Source organism: Paracoccaceae bacterium (genome assembly GCA_012103375.1).
Classification (GTDB): Bacteria; Pseudomonadota; Alphaproteobacteria; order Rhodobacterales; family Rhodobacteraceae; genus WLWX01.
Genome location: WLWX01000001.1, coordinates 1441086 through 1459691, shown reverse-complemented (window position 1 = coordinate 1459691; position 18606 = coordinate 1441086). Strand labels below are relative to the sequence as shown.

Sequence of the window (18606 nt, the reverse complement as noted above, 5' to 3'; positions counted from 1 at the left end):
CGCAACTAAAGAAGGGCGCACACTAAAGACCTGATCATTGAGCACGCACGCCAGAGCGGTGAAGCGACAAGCCACCATTTATGTATCGCGCGAAAAACCGGCGTTTATACCTTGTTTTATAGAACTTCTGCCAAGAAACAACCGCGCGCGCCAAGATGGATTTCCGCGCCATCAACCTCGGCCGATTGCGCCAGAAGCACGGTCCTGACCTGCGCATTCAGCGGCAAAATGACAGGCTGATCCGAAAGATTGAATGCGCAGAGCACCCGCTGATCGCCCGAAGTCCGTTCGAATACCAACAACCGATCTGTCGCCTCAACAAACCGGCACGCGCCGGATTTCAGCGCCGCTGTCCCCGCCCGTAGCGCCAATACCTGACGATATTGCGCCAGCACGCTGTCGTTATCCGCCGCCTGCCCGGCCACGGCGCGCGCGGCTTGTGGAGGTTTGACCGGCAACCAGGGCGCGGCCTGTGAAAACCCTGCGTTCGGTTGCGATTTGTTCCAGACCATCGGTGTTCTGCAACCGTCGCGGCCTTTGGTTTCGGGCCAGAAGCGAAGGCCGGGCGGATCTGTTAACTCGTGATATTCCAGATCCGTTTCGGTTTGGCCAAGCTCCTCTCCCTGATAAACGCCGAGGGTTCCGGGAAAGCTTGCCAGAAGCGCGATCGACTGTTTTGCCAATGCATCCGTGTCGGTTTCGGGTCCCGCCCAACGGCTGACATGGCGACGCACGTCGTGGTTCGAAAATGACCAGCAGGGCCAGCCGTCCGGCGCGCCGTCAAAGAACCTTTCGATCCTGCTGCGGAAGTGTTCGGGGCTGTGGTCATCGCCCAGCATCGTGAAGGAATAGGGCATGTGCAGCCGGTCATCGCCACGGGTGTATTCGCCCATGACCTGCACGGAACGATCATCGGAAACGCCAACCTCTCCGACCATCATTCGGTCGCCGTATTTGTCCGTAAGTTTACGCAAACGTTGCAAAAACCCGATATTCTCGGGCCGGGTTTTCGAATGGATGTGATCCTGCATCTCATAGGGTCTAAGGTCGCGGTCACTGTTCATTGGCGGATTGTCGCGAAGCTGTTGATCGTGGAAGTAATAGTTCACCGTATCCAGCCGGAACCCATCCACACCGCGTTTCAGCCAGAAATCCATCGATTGAAGAAGTGCATCCTGAACGTTCGAATTGTGAAAGTTCAGGTCGGGTTGTGAGGCCAGGAAATTGTGCAGATAATATTGCCTGCGGCGCGGCTCCCACTCCCAGGCCGGGCCGCCGAATTCCGAGGGCCAATTGTTGGGCGGCGTCCCATCTTCGCGCGGGTCAGCCCAGACGTACCAGTCGGATTTCTCGCCAGTGCGCGAAGCGCGGCTTTCCACAAACCACGGGTGTTGATCCGAGGTATGCGACAGAACCTGATCGATGATCACACGCAACCCAAGGTCGTGCGCGCGCGCCAGAAGTGCGTCGAAATCGGCCAGCGTGCCGAACAGCTGATCAACATCGCAGTAATCGCTGACGTCATAGCCCATATCGGCCATGGGCGAGGTAAAAAACGGCGACAGCCAGATCGCGTCCACCCCAAGACTTGCCACATGGTCCAGCCGCGCGGTGATCCCTGGCAGATCCCCGATCCCGTTACCGGTGCTGTCCTGAAAGCTGCGCGGATAGATCTGATAGATCACCGCGCCGCGCCACCATTCCTGTTCCATCATCCCACCCTTTTCGATCGCCGCACAGTGCCGCGAACTGCGACGTTTTGCTTGTTGTTAGCGCTAACGAACTCGGATAACAGGCGCAAGAGAGCAATTTGAACGGAGCTGGCAATGCCCCTGCACCCAAAACTCGCTGAAGTCACCGATCGGATCGTTGAACGGTCGGCCAAGACGCGTGCGGATTATCTGCAGCGGATCACGGCGGCGGCAGGCGACGGGCCGCATCGGGCGCATCTGAGTTGTGGCAATCAGGCCCATGCCTACGCCGCGATGCAGGAAAAAGCCGCGCTGGCCGGCGGGCATGTAGCTAACCTTGGAATTGTAAGTACTTACAATGATATGCTGTCCGCACATCAACCTTTTGATCAATATCCAGAGATCATCCGAAATGCCGCGCGGGACGCAGGCGCCACGGCTCAATTCGCCGGCGGCGTCCCGGCGATGTGCGATGGGGTCACGCAAGGCCGCACGGGGATGGAGCTTAGCCTTTTCTCGCGCGATATCATAGCGATGGCAGCAGGGATTGCCCTGTCACATGATACGTTTGACGCGGCTGTCTACCTGGGTGTCTGCGACAAGATTGTACCGGGCCTTGTTATCGCAGCGGCCAGTTTTGGGCATATCCCGGGTGTTTTCCTGCCTGCGGGGCCGATGACCTCGGGCCTGCCGAATGACGAAAAGGCAAAGGTGCGCCAGAGGTTTGCCGCCGGTGATATTGGTCGAAAAGAGTTGATGGAGGCTGAGATGGCCGCCTATCACGGCCCCGGAACCTGCACGTTCTATGGCACGGCGAATTCCAACCAGATGCTGATGGAAGTTATGGGCCTGCACCTGCCTGGTGCAAGTTTTGTCAATCCGAACACACCCTTACGCGACGCGCTGACCCGTGCGGGCGTGCAGCGGGCGTTGCAGATTTCGGCCCTTGGCAATGATTATCGCCCCGCCGGTCAGGTGCTAGACGAACGCGCCTATGTCAACGGGATTGTCGGGCTGATGGCGACCGGAGGCTCGACCAATCTGGTGCTGCATTTGCCCGCCATGGCGCGGGCCTCGGGCGTGATCCTGGATTTGCAGGATTTCGCCGAAATCTCGGCGATCACGCCGCTGCTGGCGCGGATATACCCCAACGGTTTGGCGGATGTGAATCACTTCCACGCAGCGGGCGGCCTGGGATACCTGATCGGGCAATTGCTGGAGGGTGGCCTGCTGCATGACGATACCCTGACGGTCACCGGTGGCGGGCTGAACGATTACACGGCCGAGCCGGTTCTGAAAGATGATGTGTTGCATTGGCAACCCGGTGCAACCCGCAGTGAGAATGAAAAAATTATCCGACCTATCAGCGATCCGTTTCAGGCAACAGGCGGCCTTAGCCAGTTGGTTGGCAACCTGGGGCGCGGTGTCATGAAGGTTTCGGCGGTGCGCGAAGAACACCACGTTGTCGAGGCCAAAGCGCGGGTTTTTGAGACGCAGGATGCTGTCAAAACCGCCTTCCAGGCCGGTGAGTTTACCGAGGATACCATCGTCGTCGTCCGTTTTCAGGGGCCACGCGCCAACGGCATGCCCGAACTGCACGGTCTGACACCATTGCTGAGCGTGCTGCAGAACCGGGGACTGCATGTGGCGCTGGTCACCGACGGGCGGATGTCGGGTGCGTCAGGCAAGGTGCCATCGGCCATTCATGTCAGTCCGGAGGCTGCGAACGGTGGCCCGCTGGCCCGGGTGCGCGACGGCGATCTGGTGCGGGTCGATGCGACCGCTGGCACGTTGGACGTGCTGGAGGCGGACTTTGACGCCCGCGACGCGGTAACCCCGGACCTGTCGGCCAATGAGGTTGGTCTGGGGCGCGAATTATTCGCCGTCTTCCGCAACAATTGCGGCCTTGCGCAGGACGGCGCATCGGCCATTCTGTGATCCGAAGGGAAATGCAATGAACTCTGAAGCTGCTGCGCGCGAAGCCGCGCGTATTTGCGAATTGGCCCCGGTGGTTCCGGTGCTGGTGATCCATGACGCCGCAACCGCCCGTCCCTTGGCCGAGGCGCTGGTGGCTGGTGGGTTGCCCGCACTTGAGGTGACGCTGCGCACCCCTGCCGCGCTGGAGGCGATCGCTGAGATGGCGAAAGTGGACGGCGGCGTGGTCGGTGCCGGAACGCTGCTGAGTCCAGAGGATGTAAAGGCGGCGATCAAGGCGGGCGCGCGGTTCGGAGTCTCGCCCGGTGTGACGGATCGCCTGTTGGACGCAGTTGAGGGCGCGGACCTGCCCCTGCTGCCCGGTGCCGCCACCGCGACCGAGGCGATGGCCTTGCTGGAACGCGGCTATGTCACGCAGAAATTCTTCCCGGCCGAAGCCTCGGGCGGGGTTCCGGCCCTGAAGGCCATCGGCGCACCGATCCCGCAGGTCCAGTTCTGCCCGACAGGCGGCGTCAGCGCGGCGAATGCGGCAGAGTATCTGGCGTTGTCCAACACGATTTGCGTCGGCGGCAGCTGGGTTGCGCCCAATGCCCTGATCGAGGCGGGCGACTGGGCGGGGATCACCGAACTGGCACGCGCAGCGGCGGGGCTGACGCGCTAAGTCAGCCGTTCTGATTATCTGCATCGCCGTTGGTTTGGCCCGCGCCCTGCGTGGGATCGCGTTCGTGTTCGCGCAACGTTGCACTCGACTCGTCGCTGACGATAAACCAGTGCCCATGCCTGCGCGGGCATTCGATCCGCTGTGCGCCTCGGGCGCGGCGGCGGCGGCGACACAGCTTGTTGCCCTGTATCCGCCGGGTAATTTTCATGATGCGGATTCTGCGCGCCAGCTTGGCGCACGACTTCCCGACATGTATCGACTGCCCTGCTCGGGCGGGTATCACAACATTTTCCACACGATGATGGGTACACGCGGCGAAAGTGACTTCCTGCAGGATCTGTTCAATCCCGACTTCGACCTGGATGGTTTCTGTATCGAGGAGTATCGCAAGCGAACGGACCCGATGGAGTGGCAATAGCGGCCCGGCGGCAACGCAATTCGGCTAGCCCAAAAGGCGACCCCTTTGCCAGACGGCGGCCAGCGCCCCGTCCGCGTCCAGATGCACCATATCGGCAACGCCGCCTGCAGTGATCCGCCCGGCCCCGCCGCCCAGTCGTGCGATGCCAGCCGGAACAGAGGTGGCCATCTGCAAAGCCTCGACCAATGGCAGGCCCACGTCCGCAACCAGAACACGCACCGCTGTGGCCATATCCAGATCGGCCCCGGCCAGCGTTCCGTCCTCAAGCGTCAGCCGCCCGTTGCGCCGCTCGATCAGGCGCCCGTTCAGGTCGAAATGATCAATGTCACTGCCCGCTGGCGCCATCGCGTCGCTGACCAGGAACATCCGGCCCGGGCCGGTTTTGGCCTGCAAGGCGGTCTTCATCGTTGCGGGGTGCACGTGGATACCGTCCGCGATCAGGCCCGCGGACACCCCACCGTGGGCAAGTGCTGCGCCGACAACGCCGGGTTCGCGGCTGGCCAGCTGGCTTTGGGCGTTGAACAAATGCGTCACGCAGGTGACGCCAGCCTCGATTGCCGCGCCGCATTGGGCGAATGTCGCGTCCGAATGACCGATGGATAGCAACACGCCGGCGGCGGACAGGGCGCGGATCTGCGCGATTGTCACGGCCTCGGGCGCGAAGGTCAGTTTCAGCAGCGGCAGGCGTTTTGCGGCGTCAAGCAGCAGCGCCAGATCATCCTCTGTCATCGCCCGGATCAACGCCGGGTCATGCGCGCCCTTGCGCGACAAGGCGAAATGCGGCCCCTCAAGATGCAGACCAGCGATGCCGGGGACATCGGCGGCAATGGCCTGTACCACCGCGTCAATGGTTGTGCGGGTCTGGGCAGGTGTATCCGAAATCAGCGTCGGCAGGATCGAGGTTGCGCCAAGCCGCGCATGGGCCTGGACGATCCGGCGTAGCCCTGCAAGCGTGGGTGCGTCGTTCAGCATGATGCCGTCGCCGCCGTTGACCTGCAGATCGACGAAACCGGGCGCAAGAATGCCCGCACCCAGATCGGTAAGTGGTATGCCACCGGGCAAATCCGCACGCGGCACCACATCGACAATCGTGCCGTCGCGCAACAGGACGGCGTGGTCACGGTGCAGCACCTCTCCGTCGAAAATCTGCGCCGCGCTCAGGGCTGTGGAGGGCTGGCTCATACGGTTTCGGTCACTTTGCGCAGGTGGCGCGGGGTGTCGGGGTCAATGCCGCGTGCAGTCGCGTCGGCTTCGATCATTGCATAGAAGCTGGTGACCAGGCTGATTGGATCGGTCAGCGGATGCGCAGTGCGGATATGGTCGATCTGGGTCGCGGCGCGCACCTTGTCCGTTGTTGCGAAGACCGCCCCGCCTTTGCCCGCGATGTTGTCGGCGATCTCGGCAATCGGGCCTTCGGCGCGGTCGGCGGCGGCGAAGGCCAGAACCGGAAAGCCGGAATCGACGATGCTGACCGGGCCATGCAAAACCTCAGCCGATGAATAACTTTCGGCGTGTATCTGACAGACTTCCTTGAATTTTAATGCCGCTTCGGCCGCGATGCCCCAGCCCGGTCCGCGCCCCAGCGTGAAGGCCGAAGCATGCGGGCCGACGGCGGCGCGCACCTCGGGCCAGTCGATGGCAGTGGCGCGCTCCAGCGCTTTGGGAAGGGTGTGGAGGGCCGCTTTCAGGTCGGTCTCCTGTTGCCAATCGGCCAATAGCATAAGGCCCGCGACAATGGATGTGACAAAGGATTTTGTTGCGGCGACAGACAGTTCCGGGCCTGCATGCAGGTTCAACGCGAAGTCTGCCGCTTGCCCAAGCGGCGCGCCGGGGTCATTGGTCAGCGAGATGCTCAGCGCGCCGTCGCGCCGTGCCGCACGGGCCATCGCCACGATATCGGGGCTTTTGCCCGATTGGCTGACACTGATACACAGCGCCTGATCCAGACGCAGTTGTGCGTCATAGATCGAAGCGATGGATGGCCCGAGCGAGGCGACAGGCCGCCCCGTCAACAGCTCGCAGGCGCATTTCAGATAGGTACAGGCGTGATCGGATGACCCGCGCGCAACGGTCACCGCAAAGGCGGGGTCGCGCGTTCGGATTGCCTGTGCGGCTGCTGCGATATCGGACGCGCCACGCGTCAGAAGCCGGTCCACCGCTGCCGGAATCTCTTGCACTTCTGCATGCATCTGGCTGTATTTGGTCATCTAGTCCCCCTGCCCGCCTACGGGCCGATCCAGTCGAAGTTCTGCAATGAAATCATAAGTGTCGCCGCGATAGACCGAGCGCGTCAGCTCGGCCACGCGGTCATCTTCGAGGTATGAAAGTCGTTCGATCTTCAATCCGGCTGAACCCGGTGCGATCCCCAGCAACCCGGCGTCTTCTTCGCCCAAATTGATCGCCGAAATCCGCTGACGCGCGCGCACGGGGCGATGGCCGGACTGGCCAAGAACCTCATAAAGGGAACGATCCACGGCAAGCGGATTTGGCAGTATATCCTCGGGCAGCGAGGCACGTTCGATCGCCATCGGCTGCCCCTGGGCCAGCCGCAACCGTGACAGGCGCGCGACGGATCCGTTGGGGTCGACGGACAGGCCCTCAATCTCGTCACCGGTTGGGCGGAACAGCCCGCGTTCCAGCCAAACGGTCGTGGTTTCGAAACCGCGTCGCGCCATGTCTTCGGTGAATGACGTCAGGCGCGACAGCGATTGTTCGACCTTGACGGCCGCGTCGGTCACGAATGACCCGCTGCCTTGTATCTGCTTGATGACGCCGCCTTCGACCAGATCCTGGATCGCGCGGCGCACTGTGACGCGCGACAGGTCGGTCAGGGTGCCAATCTCGCGCTCTGCTGGCAGGGGCGCGCCGGGTTCGAACAGGCCCGATTGGATGCCCTGTTCGATACGCTTTCGCAGCCGGACATAGCGGGGGCCAGAGGTGCCGGTCATCCAATCGTCCGGGCTCAGGAATTCGGCAATCTCGGTCATGTCTCTTCAATCCTGGCTGCAAGTGTCAGGGCGCCGTCCAGCGCGCGGCCCGCCGGATCGCAGAGATCGGCAACCATCTGGTCGGGAAGATAGGCCGCATAGCGGGACGCAAGGCCGCCGATCAGGCACAGCGGTGTTCCCGCAGACCAGTCCAGCGCCTGACAGGACCGGACGATATAGCCCGCCCCACCCTGCATCAGCGCGATACCGTTCGGATCACCCGCCTGGGCCGCATCCGCCACTTGCGGGGCGAAGGCGGCGTATTGCTGCGGGGTGGCGGTATTGGCAAAGGTGACCAGTTTGGCCGGATCGTTTTTGAAGCCGTCCAACAGGGCCTCGGTCAACCCCGAGGGATCCTCCAACCCGTCGACCACATGCAGGACTCGCGCCAATGCGCTGCGACCTAAGTAGGCGCCCGAAGCCTCATCCCCCAGTTTCGCGCCCCAGCCGCCCAGAAACCGGATCTGTTCATCCATCTGCTGGGCGAGGAATGATCCCGTGCCAATGCCCGCAACGATCCCATCGCGGGTACCCAAGGCGCCGACAACAGCGGCGCGGCGGTCATCTTCGACCCGGATGCTGCGCATCGGCAATGCCGCCGTGATGGCCGCAACTTGATCATCGCCAAGCACGCCCGCAAGGCCGAGGTATCCGCGCGCCGGGGCAAGGTCCGCCACATCCAGCCCGGCCTGCGCTGCAAGATACGTGATGCCAGACAAAAGCGACGCGATGGTCGCGCCCAGATCGGTAGTCGCATTTGCGGGCGCGCCCACGGCTTCGAACACCCTCCCACCATGCGACAACGCAAAACGGCAGCGCGTACCGCCGCCATCAATCCCGATCAGACTTTGATCTGCGCGTCCATCCATAAAAGACCTTTATAATACCTATTCGCAAAAAGAAAGGCCTTTCAGCGGCCAATTGCATTCAAATTCCGCAATATTTCATGCGGATTTAAAAGGTTCAGAGAATCTTCTGGACAAAAGGTATTATATAGGTATTGTGTTCGTGAATTGGGAGATTCGCATGTCTGTAGCCACCACCGAACAGATGCATGACTGCGCGCCAGGGCTGGATGCCCGCCCGTCGGCTGAGGTTTTGGACGTTCTTCTTGCCGGTCAACTGGCCGCCGTTCAGGTGGTGAAAAGCGCCCTGCCCGATATCGCGCAAGGCGCAAAAGCGATGGCAGACGCCTATCGTGCAGGTGGCACACTCATATACGGGGCCGCCGGATCGTCGGGCCTGATGGCGCTGGCGGATGCCGCAGAGCTGGCCGGAACCTATGGCACCGACCCGGCGCGGGTACGGTTTCACATGGCCGGAGGCGTGCCGCAGGATACCGCGATGCCGGGCGACACCGAGGATGATCAGATCAGCGCCAAAGCCGCCGGACATGCGGCCCGCCCCGGTGATGTCGCAATCGTCCTGACGGCCAGCGGATCGACACCATACGCCCTGACGCTGGCCAGCACCGCCCGCGCCGCTGGGGCCACGACGATCTGCATCGCCAACAACGCCGATTCCGCGATCTTTGAACATGCCGATATTGCGATCTGCCTGCCCACCCCGCCCGAGGTTATCGCCGGGTCGACCCGGTTGGGTGCTGGCACCGCGCAGAAGGTGACGCTGAACATGATGTCGACGCTGATGGGCGTCCATCTGGGCGGCGTCCATGACGGGATGATGGTCAACCTGCGTGCCGACAACGCCAAACTGCGCAACCGCGCAGCAGGCATGGTGGCGCGGATCGCAGGTGTTGATGAGGCTGTCGCCGCAGATCATCTGGGGCGTGCCGAAGGGGCGGTGAAGCCCGCCGTGCTGATGGCAAAAGGCGTCGCGACGCTGGCTGCCGCCAATGACCTGCTTACAGAATCCAAAGATCAACTTCGCGCCGCACTGGAGCGACTTTGAAAAACCGGCCCTCGGGCCACAAAATCCAACTGGGAGGACAAGATGTCTGTTCAAAAAATCGGGGCCGCGCTGCTGGCCACAACTATCCTTGCCACGGGGGCCAGCGCACAGGATGTGACGCTGACCATCGAAAGCTGGCGCAATGACGACCTGACCCTGTGGCAGGACAAGATCATTCCGGCGTTTGAGGCTGCGAACCCGGGTATCAAAGTGCAGTTCACGCCCTCGGCCCCGGCAGAATACAACGCGGTGCTGAATTCCAAGCTGGATGCCGGTTCGGCCGGTGACCTGATCACCTGTCGCCCGTTCGATGCCTCGCTGGCACTCTATGACGCGGGCCACCTGGCTGCGTTGGACGATCTGGCCGGGATGGCAAATTTCTCGTCCGTGGCGAAGTCTGCCTGGCAGACGGACGATGGTTCGGCGACGTTCTGCGTTCCCATGGCCTCGGTCATTCACGGCTTCATCTACAACAAGGATGCTTTTGGCGAACTGGGGCTTGAGGTTCCGACGACCGAGGCGGAATTCTTTGCCGCGCTCGACACCATCAAGGAAGACGGCACCTACATCCCGATGGCGATGGGCACCAACGACCAGTGGGAAGCCGCAACCATGGGCTATAACAACATCGGACCGAACTATTGGAAGGGTGAAGAAGGCCGCACCGCGCTGATCGCGGGCGACCAGAAGCTGACCGATGAAGCCTGGGTTGCGCCCTATCGCACACTGGCCAAATGGGGCGATTATCTGGGCGACGGGTTTGAAGCGCAGACCTATCCCGACAGCCAGAACATCTTCACACTGGGCCGGGCCGCAATCTATCCCGCAGGGTCTTGGGAGATTACGGGCTTCAACGCCCAAGCCGATTTTGAAATGGGCGCCTTCAAGCCGCCGGTGCAGACCGCTGGTGATGAATGCTACATCTCGGACCACACCGACATTGCGATGGGTCTGAATGCGGCCAGCCCGAATGCGGACGCGGCGAAGACGTTCCTTGACTGGATGGGCACGGCAGAGTTTGCCAACATCTACGCCAACGCGCTGCCGGGCTTCTTCAGCCTGTCCAGCCATGACGTGCCGATGGAAGACGCGCTGGCGCAGGAGTTTGTGTCCTGGCGGGGGGAGTGTAACTCTACCATCCGCTCGACCTATCAGATCTTGTCGCGCGGCACGCCGAACCTTGAGAATGACACCTGGAACGCCTCGGCGCAGGTGATCAAGGGCGAAGAGAGCCCCGAAGATGCCGGCAAGCGCCTGCAGGACGGGCTGGCCAGCTGGTACGCACCGCACATGTAAGACGACCCGACCGGGCGGCACCGTGCCGCCCGGTCATCCCCCTTTCCCGAACAATCGGAGGTTGGATCAATGCGCACATCCCGCATCAAGTGGCATATTGTCGTGTTCCTGGCACCTGCGGTGCTGGTCTATACCGCCGTGATGATCTTCCCATTGTTCAATACCTTACGGCTGGCGCTTTACACCGAGGTTGAACAGACCCGCGTGTTCGTCGGCCTCGCCAATTTCAAGACACTGTTTGGCAACCCGCAATGGTCTGATGCGTTCTGGAATGCGCTTGGCAACAACTTCTGGTTTTTCATTGTTCACATGGTTGTTCAGAACCCGATCGGCATCCTGCTGGCGGCGATTCTGAGCCATCCGAAACTGCGGTTCGCTGCGCTCTATCGGTCAGCCATCTTCATCCCGACAATCCTCAGCTTCGTCATCGTCGGCTTCGCCTGGAAACTGATCCTGTCGCCGATCTGGGGCATCGCGCCCGGGATGCTGGACGCCGTGGGTCTGAAATTCCTGTTCGCGCCATTCCTCGGGAAAGAGGAATACGCGCTGACGACTCTCGCGTTAGTCTCGGTCTGGCAGTTCGTCGGCATCCCGATGATGCTGATCTATGCCGCGCTGCTGACCATCCCGGAAGAGGTTCTGGAGGCTGGCGAGATTGACGGCATCACCGGCGCTTCGGCTTTCTGGAAGATCAAGCTGCCACTGATCTTGCCCAGCATCGGCATCATCTCGATCCTGACATTCGTGGGCAATTTCAACGCTTTCGACTTGATATATACCGCACAAGGTGCACTGGCGGGGCCGAATTTCTCGACCGATATTCTGGGCACCTTCATGTACCGCACATTCTTTGGCTTCCAGCTGCAGCTGGGCGACCCGCACATGGGCAGCGCCATCGCAACGGCGATGTTCGGGATCATCCTGATCGGCGTCTGCATCTATCTTTTCGGCATCCAGACGCGCCTGCGTCGGTATCAGTTCTGAGGGGGATGAGCAGATGAACAAAGCACGCCGCAACCCCGTCAACATCGCCGCCGCGCATGGCATCCTGATCCTCTACACCCTGATCGCGCTGTTCCCGGTGTTCGTGATCCTGATCAACAGTTTCAAGACGCGAAAGGCGATCTTCCGCGATCCGCTGGCCCTGCCTGACGCCGAGAGTTTCAGCCTGATCGGATACCAGACGGTTCTGAAACAGGGGGATTTCTTCCTCTACTTCCAGAACTCGATGATCGTGACCGTCGCCACGCTGTTTTTCGTGCTGCTGTTCGGGGCGATGGCCGCCTTTGCACTGGCCGAGTATCGCTTCAAGGGCAACACGCTGATGGGCCTGTATCTGGCGCTTGGCATCATGATCCCGATCCGGATCGGCACCGTGGCGATCCTCGAGATGATGGTGGCCAGCGGGTTGGTGAACACGCTGACCGCGCTGATCCTTGTTTACACGGCGCAGGGTCTGCCGCTGGCGGTGTTCATATTGTCCGAATTCATGCGGCAGGTTTCTGATGATCTGAAGAATGCCGGGCGGATCGACGGCCTTTCGGAATACACCATCTTCTTCCGCCTGGTTCTTCCGCTGGTCAAACCGGCCATGGCGACCGTAGCGGTGTTCAACATGATCCCGATCTGGAACGACCTGTGGTTCCCGCTGATCCTCGCCCCGGCGGAAGAGACGAAGACGCTGACGCTCGGCTCTCAGGTGTTCATCGGCCAGTTCGTGACCGACTGGAACGCGGTGCTGAGCGCGCTTTCCATGGCGATCCTGCCAGTGATGGTGCTCTACGTCATATTCTCACGCCAGTTGATCCGGAGCATCATGTTGGGGGCCGTCAAATGACCCGGGTTCTGATCGCCGGGCTTGGCAACATGGGGCTGTCCCATGCGCTGGCCCACCACCACAACCCGGACGCCGAGGTTGTCGGGCTGGTCAATCGCTCACCGGCTGATCTGCTCGAGGGGCTGGCCGCGTATCCCTTCTTTTCCTCCCTTGAGGAAGGGTTGGCGGCCACCTCTCCCGATCTTGCCGTCATCGCAACCTATTCCGACAGCCACGCGGACTATGCCTGCATGGCGATGGAGGCGGGCGCGCATGTCTTCATTGAAAAACCACTGGCCACCACTGTCGCGGACGCTGAACGCGTGGTCGCCAAGGCGGTCGAGACCGGCAAAAAACTGGTCGTCGGCTATATCCTGCGCCACCACCCAAGCTGGATGCGTCTGATTGCCGAGGCGCGCGACCTTGGCGGGCCGTATGTCTTCCGCCTGAACCTGAACCAGCAGTCCAGTGGCGCGGAATGGGAAACCCACAAGGCGCTGATGCAGACCACCTCGCCCATCGTCGACTGCGGCGTCCATTATGTGGATGTCATGTGCCAGATCACCGACGCCGCCCCGGTGCGCGTCAACGGCATGGGCCTGCGCCTGACGGACGAAATCGCGCCCGACATGTACAACTATGGCCAGTTTCAGGTGGTGTTCGCGGACGGATCGGTGGGCTGGTACGAGGCGGGCTGGGGCCCGATGATGTCGGAAACCGCCTTCTTCGTGAAGGATATCGTATCGCCCAACGGCTCGGTCTCGATCACCGAGGGGAACAAGGGTGCCTCGGCCGATATCGACGGCCACACGGCGGTCGGAGGCATTCTGGTCCACCGGCCTGACGGCGACCAAATCATCACGATGCCCGATGAACCCGGCCATCAGGGGCTGTGCGATGCCGAACAGGCCTATGTCCTGCGCGCCATTGCCGAAGATATCGACCTGACCCGCCACATGAATGACGCCGTGCAAAGCTTGCGCATCTGCCTGGCGGCGGATGAAAGCATCCGCACCGGCCAGCCCATTGATCTTACGAAGGAAACGCCATGACCGCGCTTGTCCTGAAAAACATCTGCAAGTCCTTCGGCCCTGTCGAAGTGCTGAAAAACATCGACCTGACAGTGGAGGACGGCGAGTTCGTCGTCTTCGTCGGCCCGTCGGGTTGCGGCAAGTCCACGCTGTTGCGGGTGATCGCGGGGCTGGAGGATGCGACCGCAGGCACGGTCGAGATTGTCGGGCGGCAGGTCAACGATGTGCCACCCGCCAAGCGTGGCATCGCGATGGTGTTCCAAAGCTATGCCCTCTACCCCCACCTGACGGTGCGCGACAACATGGCGCTGGCGCTAAGGCAGGAAAAGCAGCCGAAGGCGGAAATTGAAGCCCGCGTGGCCGAGGCCAGCCGGATGCTGGAACTTGCCCCGCTGCTGGATCGTCGCCCTGCCGAGTTGTCCGGCGGTCAGCGTCAACGGGTCGCCATTGGCCGCGCCATCGTGCGCGAACCGCAGCTGTTCCTGTTTGATGAACCGCTGTCCAACCTGGACGCGGCCTTGCGGATGAACACGCGGATCGAAATTGCCGCCCTGCACCGCACGCTGAAGGCCTCGATGATCTATGTCACCCACGACCAGACCGAAGCGATGACGCTGGCAGACAAGATCGTCGTGCTGCGCGACGGCGTGGTTGAACAGGTCGGCAGCCCGATGGAGCTGTATAATGATCCGGCCAACCAGTTCGTCGCGGGGTTCCTCGGCGCGCCGTCGATGAATTTCATCCCCGCCAGCGTCGCCGGTGGGGACAGCGCAAGCACACTTGGCATCCGGCCCGAGCATCAGCGGATAAGCCCGGACGGCCCGATCAAGGGGCAGGTGACCCATGTGGAACGCCTTGGCGGCGATACCAATGTGCTGGTCGACGCAGATCAGGCCGGGCGAATCACGGTCCGTGTGTTCGGGCAGTATGACATTGACGTCGGAACATCCGTGGCGCTGCAATTTGACGAGGCCGACAGCTTTCGCTTCGATCAGGAAGGTGCGCGGATCCGGTAGCGGCGGCGGCGCTCCTGTCGGTTTTGGTCTGGAGCGAACGTTCGTGCGTGCGAACTGCAAGCCGGGTGAGCGTCTGGCCGGGGGTAGGCGATGCAACCTGCGTGCGTGGCAATTTATGGTTCAGCGTTAACTCCGGATTACGAAGGTTGCGCGACGCATCGATATCGCCTGCCCGCGTGACGGCCAGGCAATCGCCCGGCGCCCTTGCGGGCTTGATTCCGGGCGAATAAGTGGGCGGTGAGAACGCCCCCGCCCAGCCAAAACCCGCCTTGCAGTTTTTGCCGTTCCCCCGCATCCCTGACACACCGACGACGACTGAAAGGCCTGCCCCCCTTGTCCAATCCGCTTTACGATGCCCTCTTTGCCCCTCATCTGGGTGCCGGGACACCGTTCCTACACCTGCGTGACGGCACAACCTGGACGCATGCCCGCTTTCTGACGCTGGCTGCTAAATATGCCAACGCCCTGCGCGCGCACGGCCTGACCCCCGGCGACCGGCTGGCGGTACAGGTCGCTAAATCGCCCGAGGCGCTGGCGCTCTATGCGGCTTGCGTTCAGGCGGGCGTTGTCTTCCTGCCGCTGAACCCGGCCTATACTGCGGCCGAGGTCGCCTATTTCGTCGAAGATTCCGGCGCCAAACTGCTGATCTGCGACCCGACAGAGCAGGCCGCGCTGTCCATAGCCGGTGCGTCAACGGCAACGCTGGACGCTGATGGGCGCGGCAGTTTCGCCGATGCCACAGATACGCAGCCCGGAACTTTCGAAACCGCAGCGCGTGCGCCCAATGATCTGGCAGCTTTGCTCTATACCTCCGGCACCACGGGGCGGTCCAAGGGGGCCATGCTGACCCAGACCAATCTGTTGTCGAATGCCAAAGTGCTGACAGATCTCTGGCAGTTCACCGAAGACGACTGCCTGCTGCACGCGCTGCCGATCTTCCACACCCATGGGCTGTTCGTGGCCACCAACGTGATGCTGCTGGCAGGTGGGCCTATGATCTTCCTGCCGAGGTTCGACACGGATGGCTATGTGCAGATCGTCGGGCGCAACAAAGATCTGATCATCTCGGGCGGCTTCAACATCTATCCGAAAGAGGTTGAACTGGCGCTCGACGCCCTGCCCGGCGTGCAGGAAAGCGCCGTCATCGGCGTGCCACACCCCGATCTGGGCGAAGCCGTCGTCGCCGTCGTCGTACCAGAACCGAACGCTGAACCGGACCCGCAGGCAATCTCAGCCGCTCTTGCCGAAAGCCTGGCCCGTTTCAAACAGCCCCGACATATATTCACCGTCGATGCCTTGCCGCGCAACACGATGGGTAAAGTGCAGAAGAACCGCCTGCGCTACGCCTACGCAAAGACCTTCGCCACATAGTCACACGGACGGACCAATCCCCCCTCAGATCTTCTCGTCAAAAATATCCCGGGGGGTCTGGGGGGTTGGCCCCCCAGCCATCGCCCGCGGCCACGGCCCGAGGGATTTTACATCCCGAGGCCCCACCCTCAGCGCCGCGCGATCATATTGGCCATAAGGCGGAAAGCACCGGGCACCAGATGCTCCATCTGATGATGCAGGATCAGTGAGGTGTGGATGTGCCGCCCTTTGCCGAAATTCCCGGCAAGAAGCGCGCCAAGAAGGGGCTGTTCGTCGGGGTCGGCCATGCTCAGCAACGGTTGATACGCATGGTCCCAACGTTTCGCGAAATAAAGGCCGCGTTCCTTGACCCAGCCTGCCCAATCCTCGGGGCCGACGGGGTTCGGGCCGGTCAGGATCGGGTGATCCGGGGCCAGATAGGTGACAGCCGCCGCCTGATCCGTCACCCGCCAGCGCAGGCTTGGCTGGCCGATCTCCAGCGGCGCAAGGCCCGTATTCGTGGCGTCCCAATCATCCCATGGGCGGTGATACAGTGTCACCAGCGTGCCGCCTTCGCGGACCCAGTCTTTCACCGCATCCCAGATCGCACGCAGCGCCGGGCGGGTGCGCAGGGCGAAGATGCCGACGACCAGCGTGTCGAGGTCCGCCAACGCGCCCTCGGCCAGATCAGTATCGCTGAGCGCGCAAACATCCGCCCCCATCGCCTCCAACCAGTGATCCACCCGGTCATTGCCACCGCCGACATATCCGACCCGCACCGGGGGAACCGCGCAGTCCAGAACCTGTAAAGTCAGGACAGCAGGTGTTGCGATGGCGGTGGGTTCAATATGGGATTTTTCGATCCGGGTGACCGTCTGTGCCGCCTGCCCGTTCAGACGCAATGACAGCTTAAACCGCCCGGCGCAGTCTTTGGGCGCAGTAATACGGAATCCGCCCCCCTGCGCGGTGGCCTGCAATTCTTCTGGCGCATCGAGTGTGGCCAAAGCGCCGACCGGGCGCACATCGCGCAGCGCGATGTCCAGCGCCTGTCCCTTGACCATCAGGGCGCGCGGTGGGTCGAGTGTGGCTGTCGGTGCGGGCAGCACAACCGGCGTCACCTCAAGCGGCAGGCGCGCGGTCACGCCGCCCCCTTCGGTGCCATGCGTCACCAGCAGGCAAGGCGCATCCGGGTTCAGCGGATCATAGGCGGCGCGATAAGGGTCGCTCAGCGCGGCGGTTTCGGACAGTGTTACTGTGGTGCCCGACAGGGACCAGCCCTGTGGCAAATCCAATGCGGTTGTGACTTCGGACGTGGCCTCGAAAGAAACCTCGCACTGCGCGCCGGGATGTAACCAATCCTGGGACAGGATCGCGGCAGCCTGTTGCGATGATGACAGATGGATGACCCGTGCCAGTTGATCCTGCTTGCGCGCAATACGGTGCAGCACGGCATCACGGGCGCTGCCGGGACAGCCCTGTGCAGCAATCCTCAGCGCGCCAGCCGCCCTGCCAGCCGCTTGATGGATCGCCGCGACGTCCGGGAAGGCGTTGAAAATATTTGCAATCTCGCCGTCCACTTGCCGCAGCGCGGTGGCGGTATCACTGCTGCCACAATACTCAGCCAGATCGCTAAGTGTTTGCGGCAACCCATCGCTTGGCTGTGCATCGGCGCCCTTCACATGGCTTTCGGCCAGATGCAGCGGCCAGTCGCGGCCCGGCCCCGGCGGCACCCAGCGTCCCATGCCTTGGGTCAGGTGGCAGACGCGCGATTGTTGGCCGATCGCCTCAAAACTCCAACCGCTGACCGGATCGCCTGCGCTGGCCGCGACGGTCAGGGTTTCACGCGGCGGCGGCAGATCGTCGTCATAGGCCAGCCCGGCGCCGGACCATGCCGGCAGATAGAGTTTGGAGATCTGCCAAACCGGCAGGTCGCAGCCCGCAAACCCGGAATCGGCGGCAGCGCGCATCACCAGATGCGCCGCCTGGGTCATCGCGCGGTGGTGGCCATGCTGGCCGGGCACGTCGAGGAACGTCGGACACAGGATGTCAGGACGCTCGGTCCGCACAATCGCGACAAATCGTTCCAAGACCCTATCGCGGCCCCATTTTTCCAGGGTTTCGTCACCGCTTTTGGAGAATCCGAAGTCGGTGATCGGATCCTCGGGGCTGGTTGAGTGCCAATACATCCGCATGCCAAGGATGTCGCAAGCGGCCTCCATCTCTCGGGTGCGGAGCGCGCCGAGCGCTGCACCCGCTTCGGTGCCGATCACGTTCTGCCCGCCCTCACCCCGGGTCGAACAGGCATAGGACAGGTTCAGCCCGTCGCGGAACGCCAATGCGGCCAGCATTGCTGTGGTTTCATCATCCGGATGCGCCCCCGATTGCATGAAATTCACGACCGAGCGCAGCGGGGCCATCGCGAACCACAGCTCAGTTATCCGGGGGCGGGCGCGCTGCCGGGCGATTCGGGTCTGATCGGAAATCGGCATGGAGG

At 62.2% G+C, this 18606-nt stretch carries 16 protein-coding genes; 10 read left to right on the top strand and 6 right to left on the bottom strand.

Annotation, left to right across the window (positions count from 1 at the left end):
* Nucleotides 1-116: 116 nt before the first annotated feature.
* Entirely contained in the window at nucleotides 117-1712 is a 1596-nt protein-coding gene (locus GKR99_07475) for a DUF3459 domain-containing protein (protein NKB27390.1), read from the bottom strand.
* Nucleotides 1713-1826: 114 nt separating this feature from the next.
* Here GKR99_07475 and GKR99_07470 point away from each other — a divergent pair, with 114 nt between their 5' ends.
* The 3 genes from GKR99_07470 to GKR99_07460 all read left to right on the top strand — a co-directional run bounded on the left by GKR99_07470 (nucleotide 1827) and on the right by GKR99_07460 (nucleotide 4705).
* Nucleotides 1827-3629 (top strand): phosphogluconate dehydratase, encoded by a 1803-nt coding sequence (locus GKR99_07470; protein ID NKB27389.1) that lies wholly within the window; start codon nucleotides 1827-1829, stop codon nucleotides 3627-3629.
* Nucleotides 3630-3645: 16 nt separating this feature from the next.
* Nucleotides 3646-4287, top strand: coding sequence for a bifunctional 4-hydroxy-2-oxoglutarate aldolase/2-dehydro-3-deoxy-phosphogluconate aldolase (gene eda, locus GKR99_07465; protein NKB27388.1), 642 nt, complete (start codon nucleotides 3646-3648; stop codon nucleotides 4285-4287).
* Nucleotides 4288-4402: 115 nt separating this feature from the next.
* A complete protein-coding gene (locus GKR99_07460; protein NKB27387.1) occupies nucleotides 4403-4705 on the top strand; it encodes a hypothetical protein in 303 nt (100 codons plus the stop codon).
* A 24-nt stretch (nucleotides 4706-4729) separates the two neighbouring features.
* Here the strand turns inward: GKR99_07460 and nagA are convergent, their stop codons facing one another.
* Genes nagA through GKR99_07440 form a run of 4 tightly spaced genes read right to left on the bottom strand, consistent with a single transcriptional unit; the run spans nucleotide 4730 to nucleotide 8561 of the window.
* Nucleotides 4730-5887, bottom strand: a complete 1158-nt coding sequence (gene nagA, locus GKR99_07455; GenBank protein ID NKB27386.1) for an N-acetylglucosamine-6-phosphate deacetylase — start codon at nucleotides 5885-5887, stop codon at nucleotides 4730-4732.
* A complete protein-coding gene (locus tag GKR99_07450; GenBank protein ID NKB27385.1) occupies nucleotides 5884-6912 on the bottom strand; it encodes an SIS domain-containing protein in 1029 nt (342 codons plus the stop codon). Before GKR99_07450 ends, nagA begins: the two co-directional genes overlap by 4 nt.
* Nucleotides 6913-7692: a UTRA domain-containing protein gene (locus GKR99_07445; protein ID NKB27384.1), complete on the bottom strand. Its 780-nt coding sequence runs from the start codon at nucleotides 7690-7692 to the stop codon at nucleotides 6913-6915. It lies immediately after the preceding gene.
* The gene (locus GKR99_07440) at nucleotides 7689-8561 is read right to left on the bottom strand and encodes an ATPase (protein NKB27383.1); all 873 of its coding nucleotides are present in this window, start codon (nucleotides 8559-8561) and stop codon (nucleotides 7689-7691) included. The genes GKR99_07445 and GKR99_07440 overlap by 4 nt, the downstream gene beginning before the upstream one ends.
* A gap of 157 nt (nucleotides 8562-8718) precedes the next feature.
* On the opposite strand from GKR99_07440, the gene GKR99_07435 reads away from it, so the two are divergent.
* From GKR99_07435 to GKR99_07405, 7 genes are all read left to right on the top strand, one after another.
* Complete coding sequence (locus GKR99_07435) at nucleotides 8719-9603, top strand: N-acetylmuramic acid 6-phosphate etherase (GenBank protein ID NKB27382.1); 885 nt, start codon at nucleotides 8719-8721, stop codon at nucleotides 9601-9603.
* Nucleotides 9604-9645: 42 nt separating this feature from the next.
* Nucleotides 9646-10899: an extracellular solute-binding protein gene (locus tag GKR99_07430; GenBank protein ID NKB27381.1), complete on the top strand. Its 1254-nt coding sequence runs from the start codon at nucleotides 9646-9648 to the stop codon at nucleotides 10897-10899.
* Nucleotides 10900-10968: 69 nt separating this feature from the next.
* Nucleotides 10969-11883 (top strand): ABC transporter permease subunit, encoded by a 915-nt coding sequence (locus tag GKR99_07425; GenBank protein NKB27380.1) that lies wholly within the window; start codon nucleotides 10969-10971, stop codon nucleotides 11881-11883.
* Nucleotides 11884-11896: 13 nt separating this feature from the next.
* The gene (locus GKR99_07420) at nucleotides 11897-12736 is read left to right on the top strand and encodes an ABC transporter permease subunit (GenBank protein NKB27379.1); all 840 of its coding nucleotides are present in this window, start codon (nucleotides 11897-11899) and stop codon (nucleotides 12734-12736) included.
* On the top strand, nucleotides 12733-13767 hold the full coding sequence (locus GKR99_07415) for a gfo/Idh/MocA family oxidoreductase (protein ID NKB27378.1): 1035 nt from the start codon (nucleotides 12733-12735) through the stop codon (nucleotides 13765-13767). Before GKR99_07420 ends, GKR99_07415 begins: the two co-directional genes overlap by 4 nt.
* Nucleotides 13764-14762 (top strand): ATP-binding cassette domain-containing protein, encoded by a 999-nt coding sequence (locus GKR99_07410; protein NKB27377.1) that lies wholly within the window; start codon nucleotides 13764-13766, stop codon nucleotides 14760-14762. The genes GKR99_07415 and GKR99_07410 overlap by 4 nt, the downstream gene beginning before the upstream one ends.
* A gap of 333 nt (nucleotides 14763-15095) precedes the next feature.
* Entirely contained in the window at nucleotides 15096-16133 is a 1038-nt protein-coding gene (locus tag GKR99_07405; GenBank protein ID NKB27376.1) for an AMP-binding protein, read from the top strand.
* Nucleotides 16134-16261: 128 nt separating this feature from the next.
* Here the strand turns inward: GKR99_07405 and GKR99_07400 are convergent, their stop codons facing one another.
* On the bottom strand, nucleotides 16262-18601 hold the full coding sequence (locus GKR99_07400; protein ID NKB27375.1) for a PIG-L family deacetylase: 2340 nt from the start codon (nucleotides 18599-18601) through the stop codon (nucleotides 16262-16264).
* Nucleotides 18602-18606 lie beyond the last annotated feature (5 nt).

Coding starts and splice junctions, on each gene's coding strand:
- GKR99_07445 (NKB27384.1), bottom strand. CDS start 7,692: ATGACCGAGATTGCCGAATTCCTGAGCCCGGACGATTGGATGACCGGC.
- GKR99_07415 (NKB27378.1), top strand. CDS start 12,733: ATGACCCGGGTTCTGATCGCCGGGCTTGGCAACATGGGGCTGTCCCAT.
- GKR99_07410 (NKB27377.1), top strand. CDS start 13,764: ATGACCGCGCTTGTCCTGAAAAACATCTGCAAGTCCTTCGGCCCTGTC.
- GKR99_07435 (NKB27382.1), top strand. CDS start 8,719: ATGTCTGTAGCCACCACCGAACAGATGCATGACTGCGCGCCAGGGCTG.
- GKR99_07430 (NKB27381.1), top strand. CDS start 9,646: ATGTCTGTTCAAAAAATCGGGGCCGCGCTGCTGGCCACAACTATCCTT.
- GKR99_07450 (NKB27385.1), bottom strand. CDS start 6,912: ATGACCAAATACAGCCAGATGCATGCAGAAGTGCAAGAGATTCCGGCA.
- GKR99_07470 (NKB27389.1), top strand. CDS start 1,827: ATGCCCCTGCACCCAAAACTCGCTGAAGTCACCGATCGGATCGTTGAA.
- GKR99_07420 (NKB27379.1), top strand. CDS start 11,897: ATGAACAAAGCACGCCGCAACCCCGTCAACATCGCCGCCGCGCATGGC.
- eda (NKB27388.1), top strand. CDS start 3,646: ATGAACTCTGAAGCTGCTGCGCGCGAAGCCGCGCGTATTTGCGAATTG.
- GKR99_07440 (NKB27383.1), bottom strand. CDS start 8,561: ATGGATGGACGCGCAGATCAAAGTCTGATCGGGATTGATGGCGGCGGT.
- GKR99_07460 (NKB27387.1), top strand. CDS start 4,403: ATGCCTGCGCGGGCATTCGATCCGCTGTGCGCCTCGGGCGCGGCGGCG.
- GKR99_07425 (NKB27380.1), top strand. CDS start 10,969: ATGCGCACATCCCGCATCAAGTGGCATATTGTCGTGTTCCTGGCACCT.
- GKR99_07475 (NKB27390.1), bottom strand. CDS start 1,712: ATGGAACAGGAATGGTGGCGCGGCGCGGTGATCTATCAGATCTATCCG.
- GKR99_07400 (NKB27375.1), bottom strand. CDS start 18,601: ATGCCGATTTCCGATCAGACCCGAATCGCCCGGCAGCGCGCCCGCCCC.
- nagA (NKB27386.1), bottom strand. CDS start 5,887: ATGAGCCAGCCCTCCACAGCCCTGAGCGCGGCGCAGATTTTCGACGGA.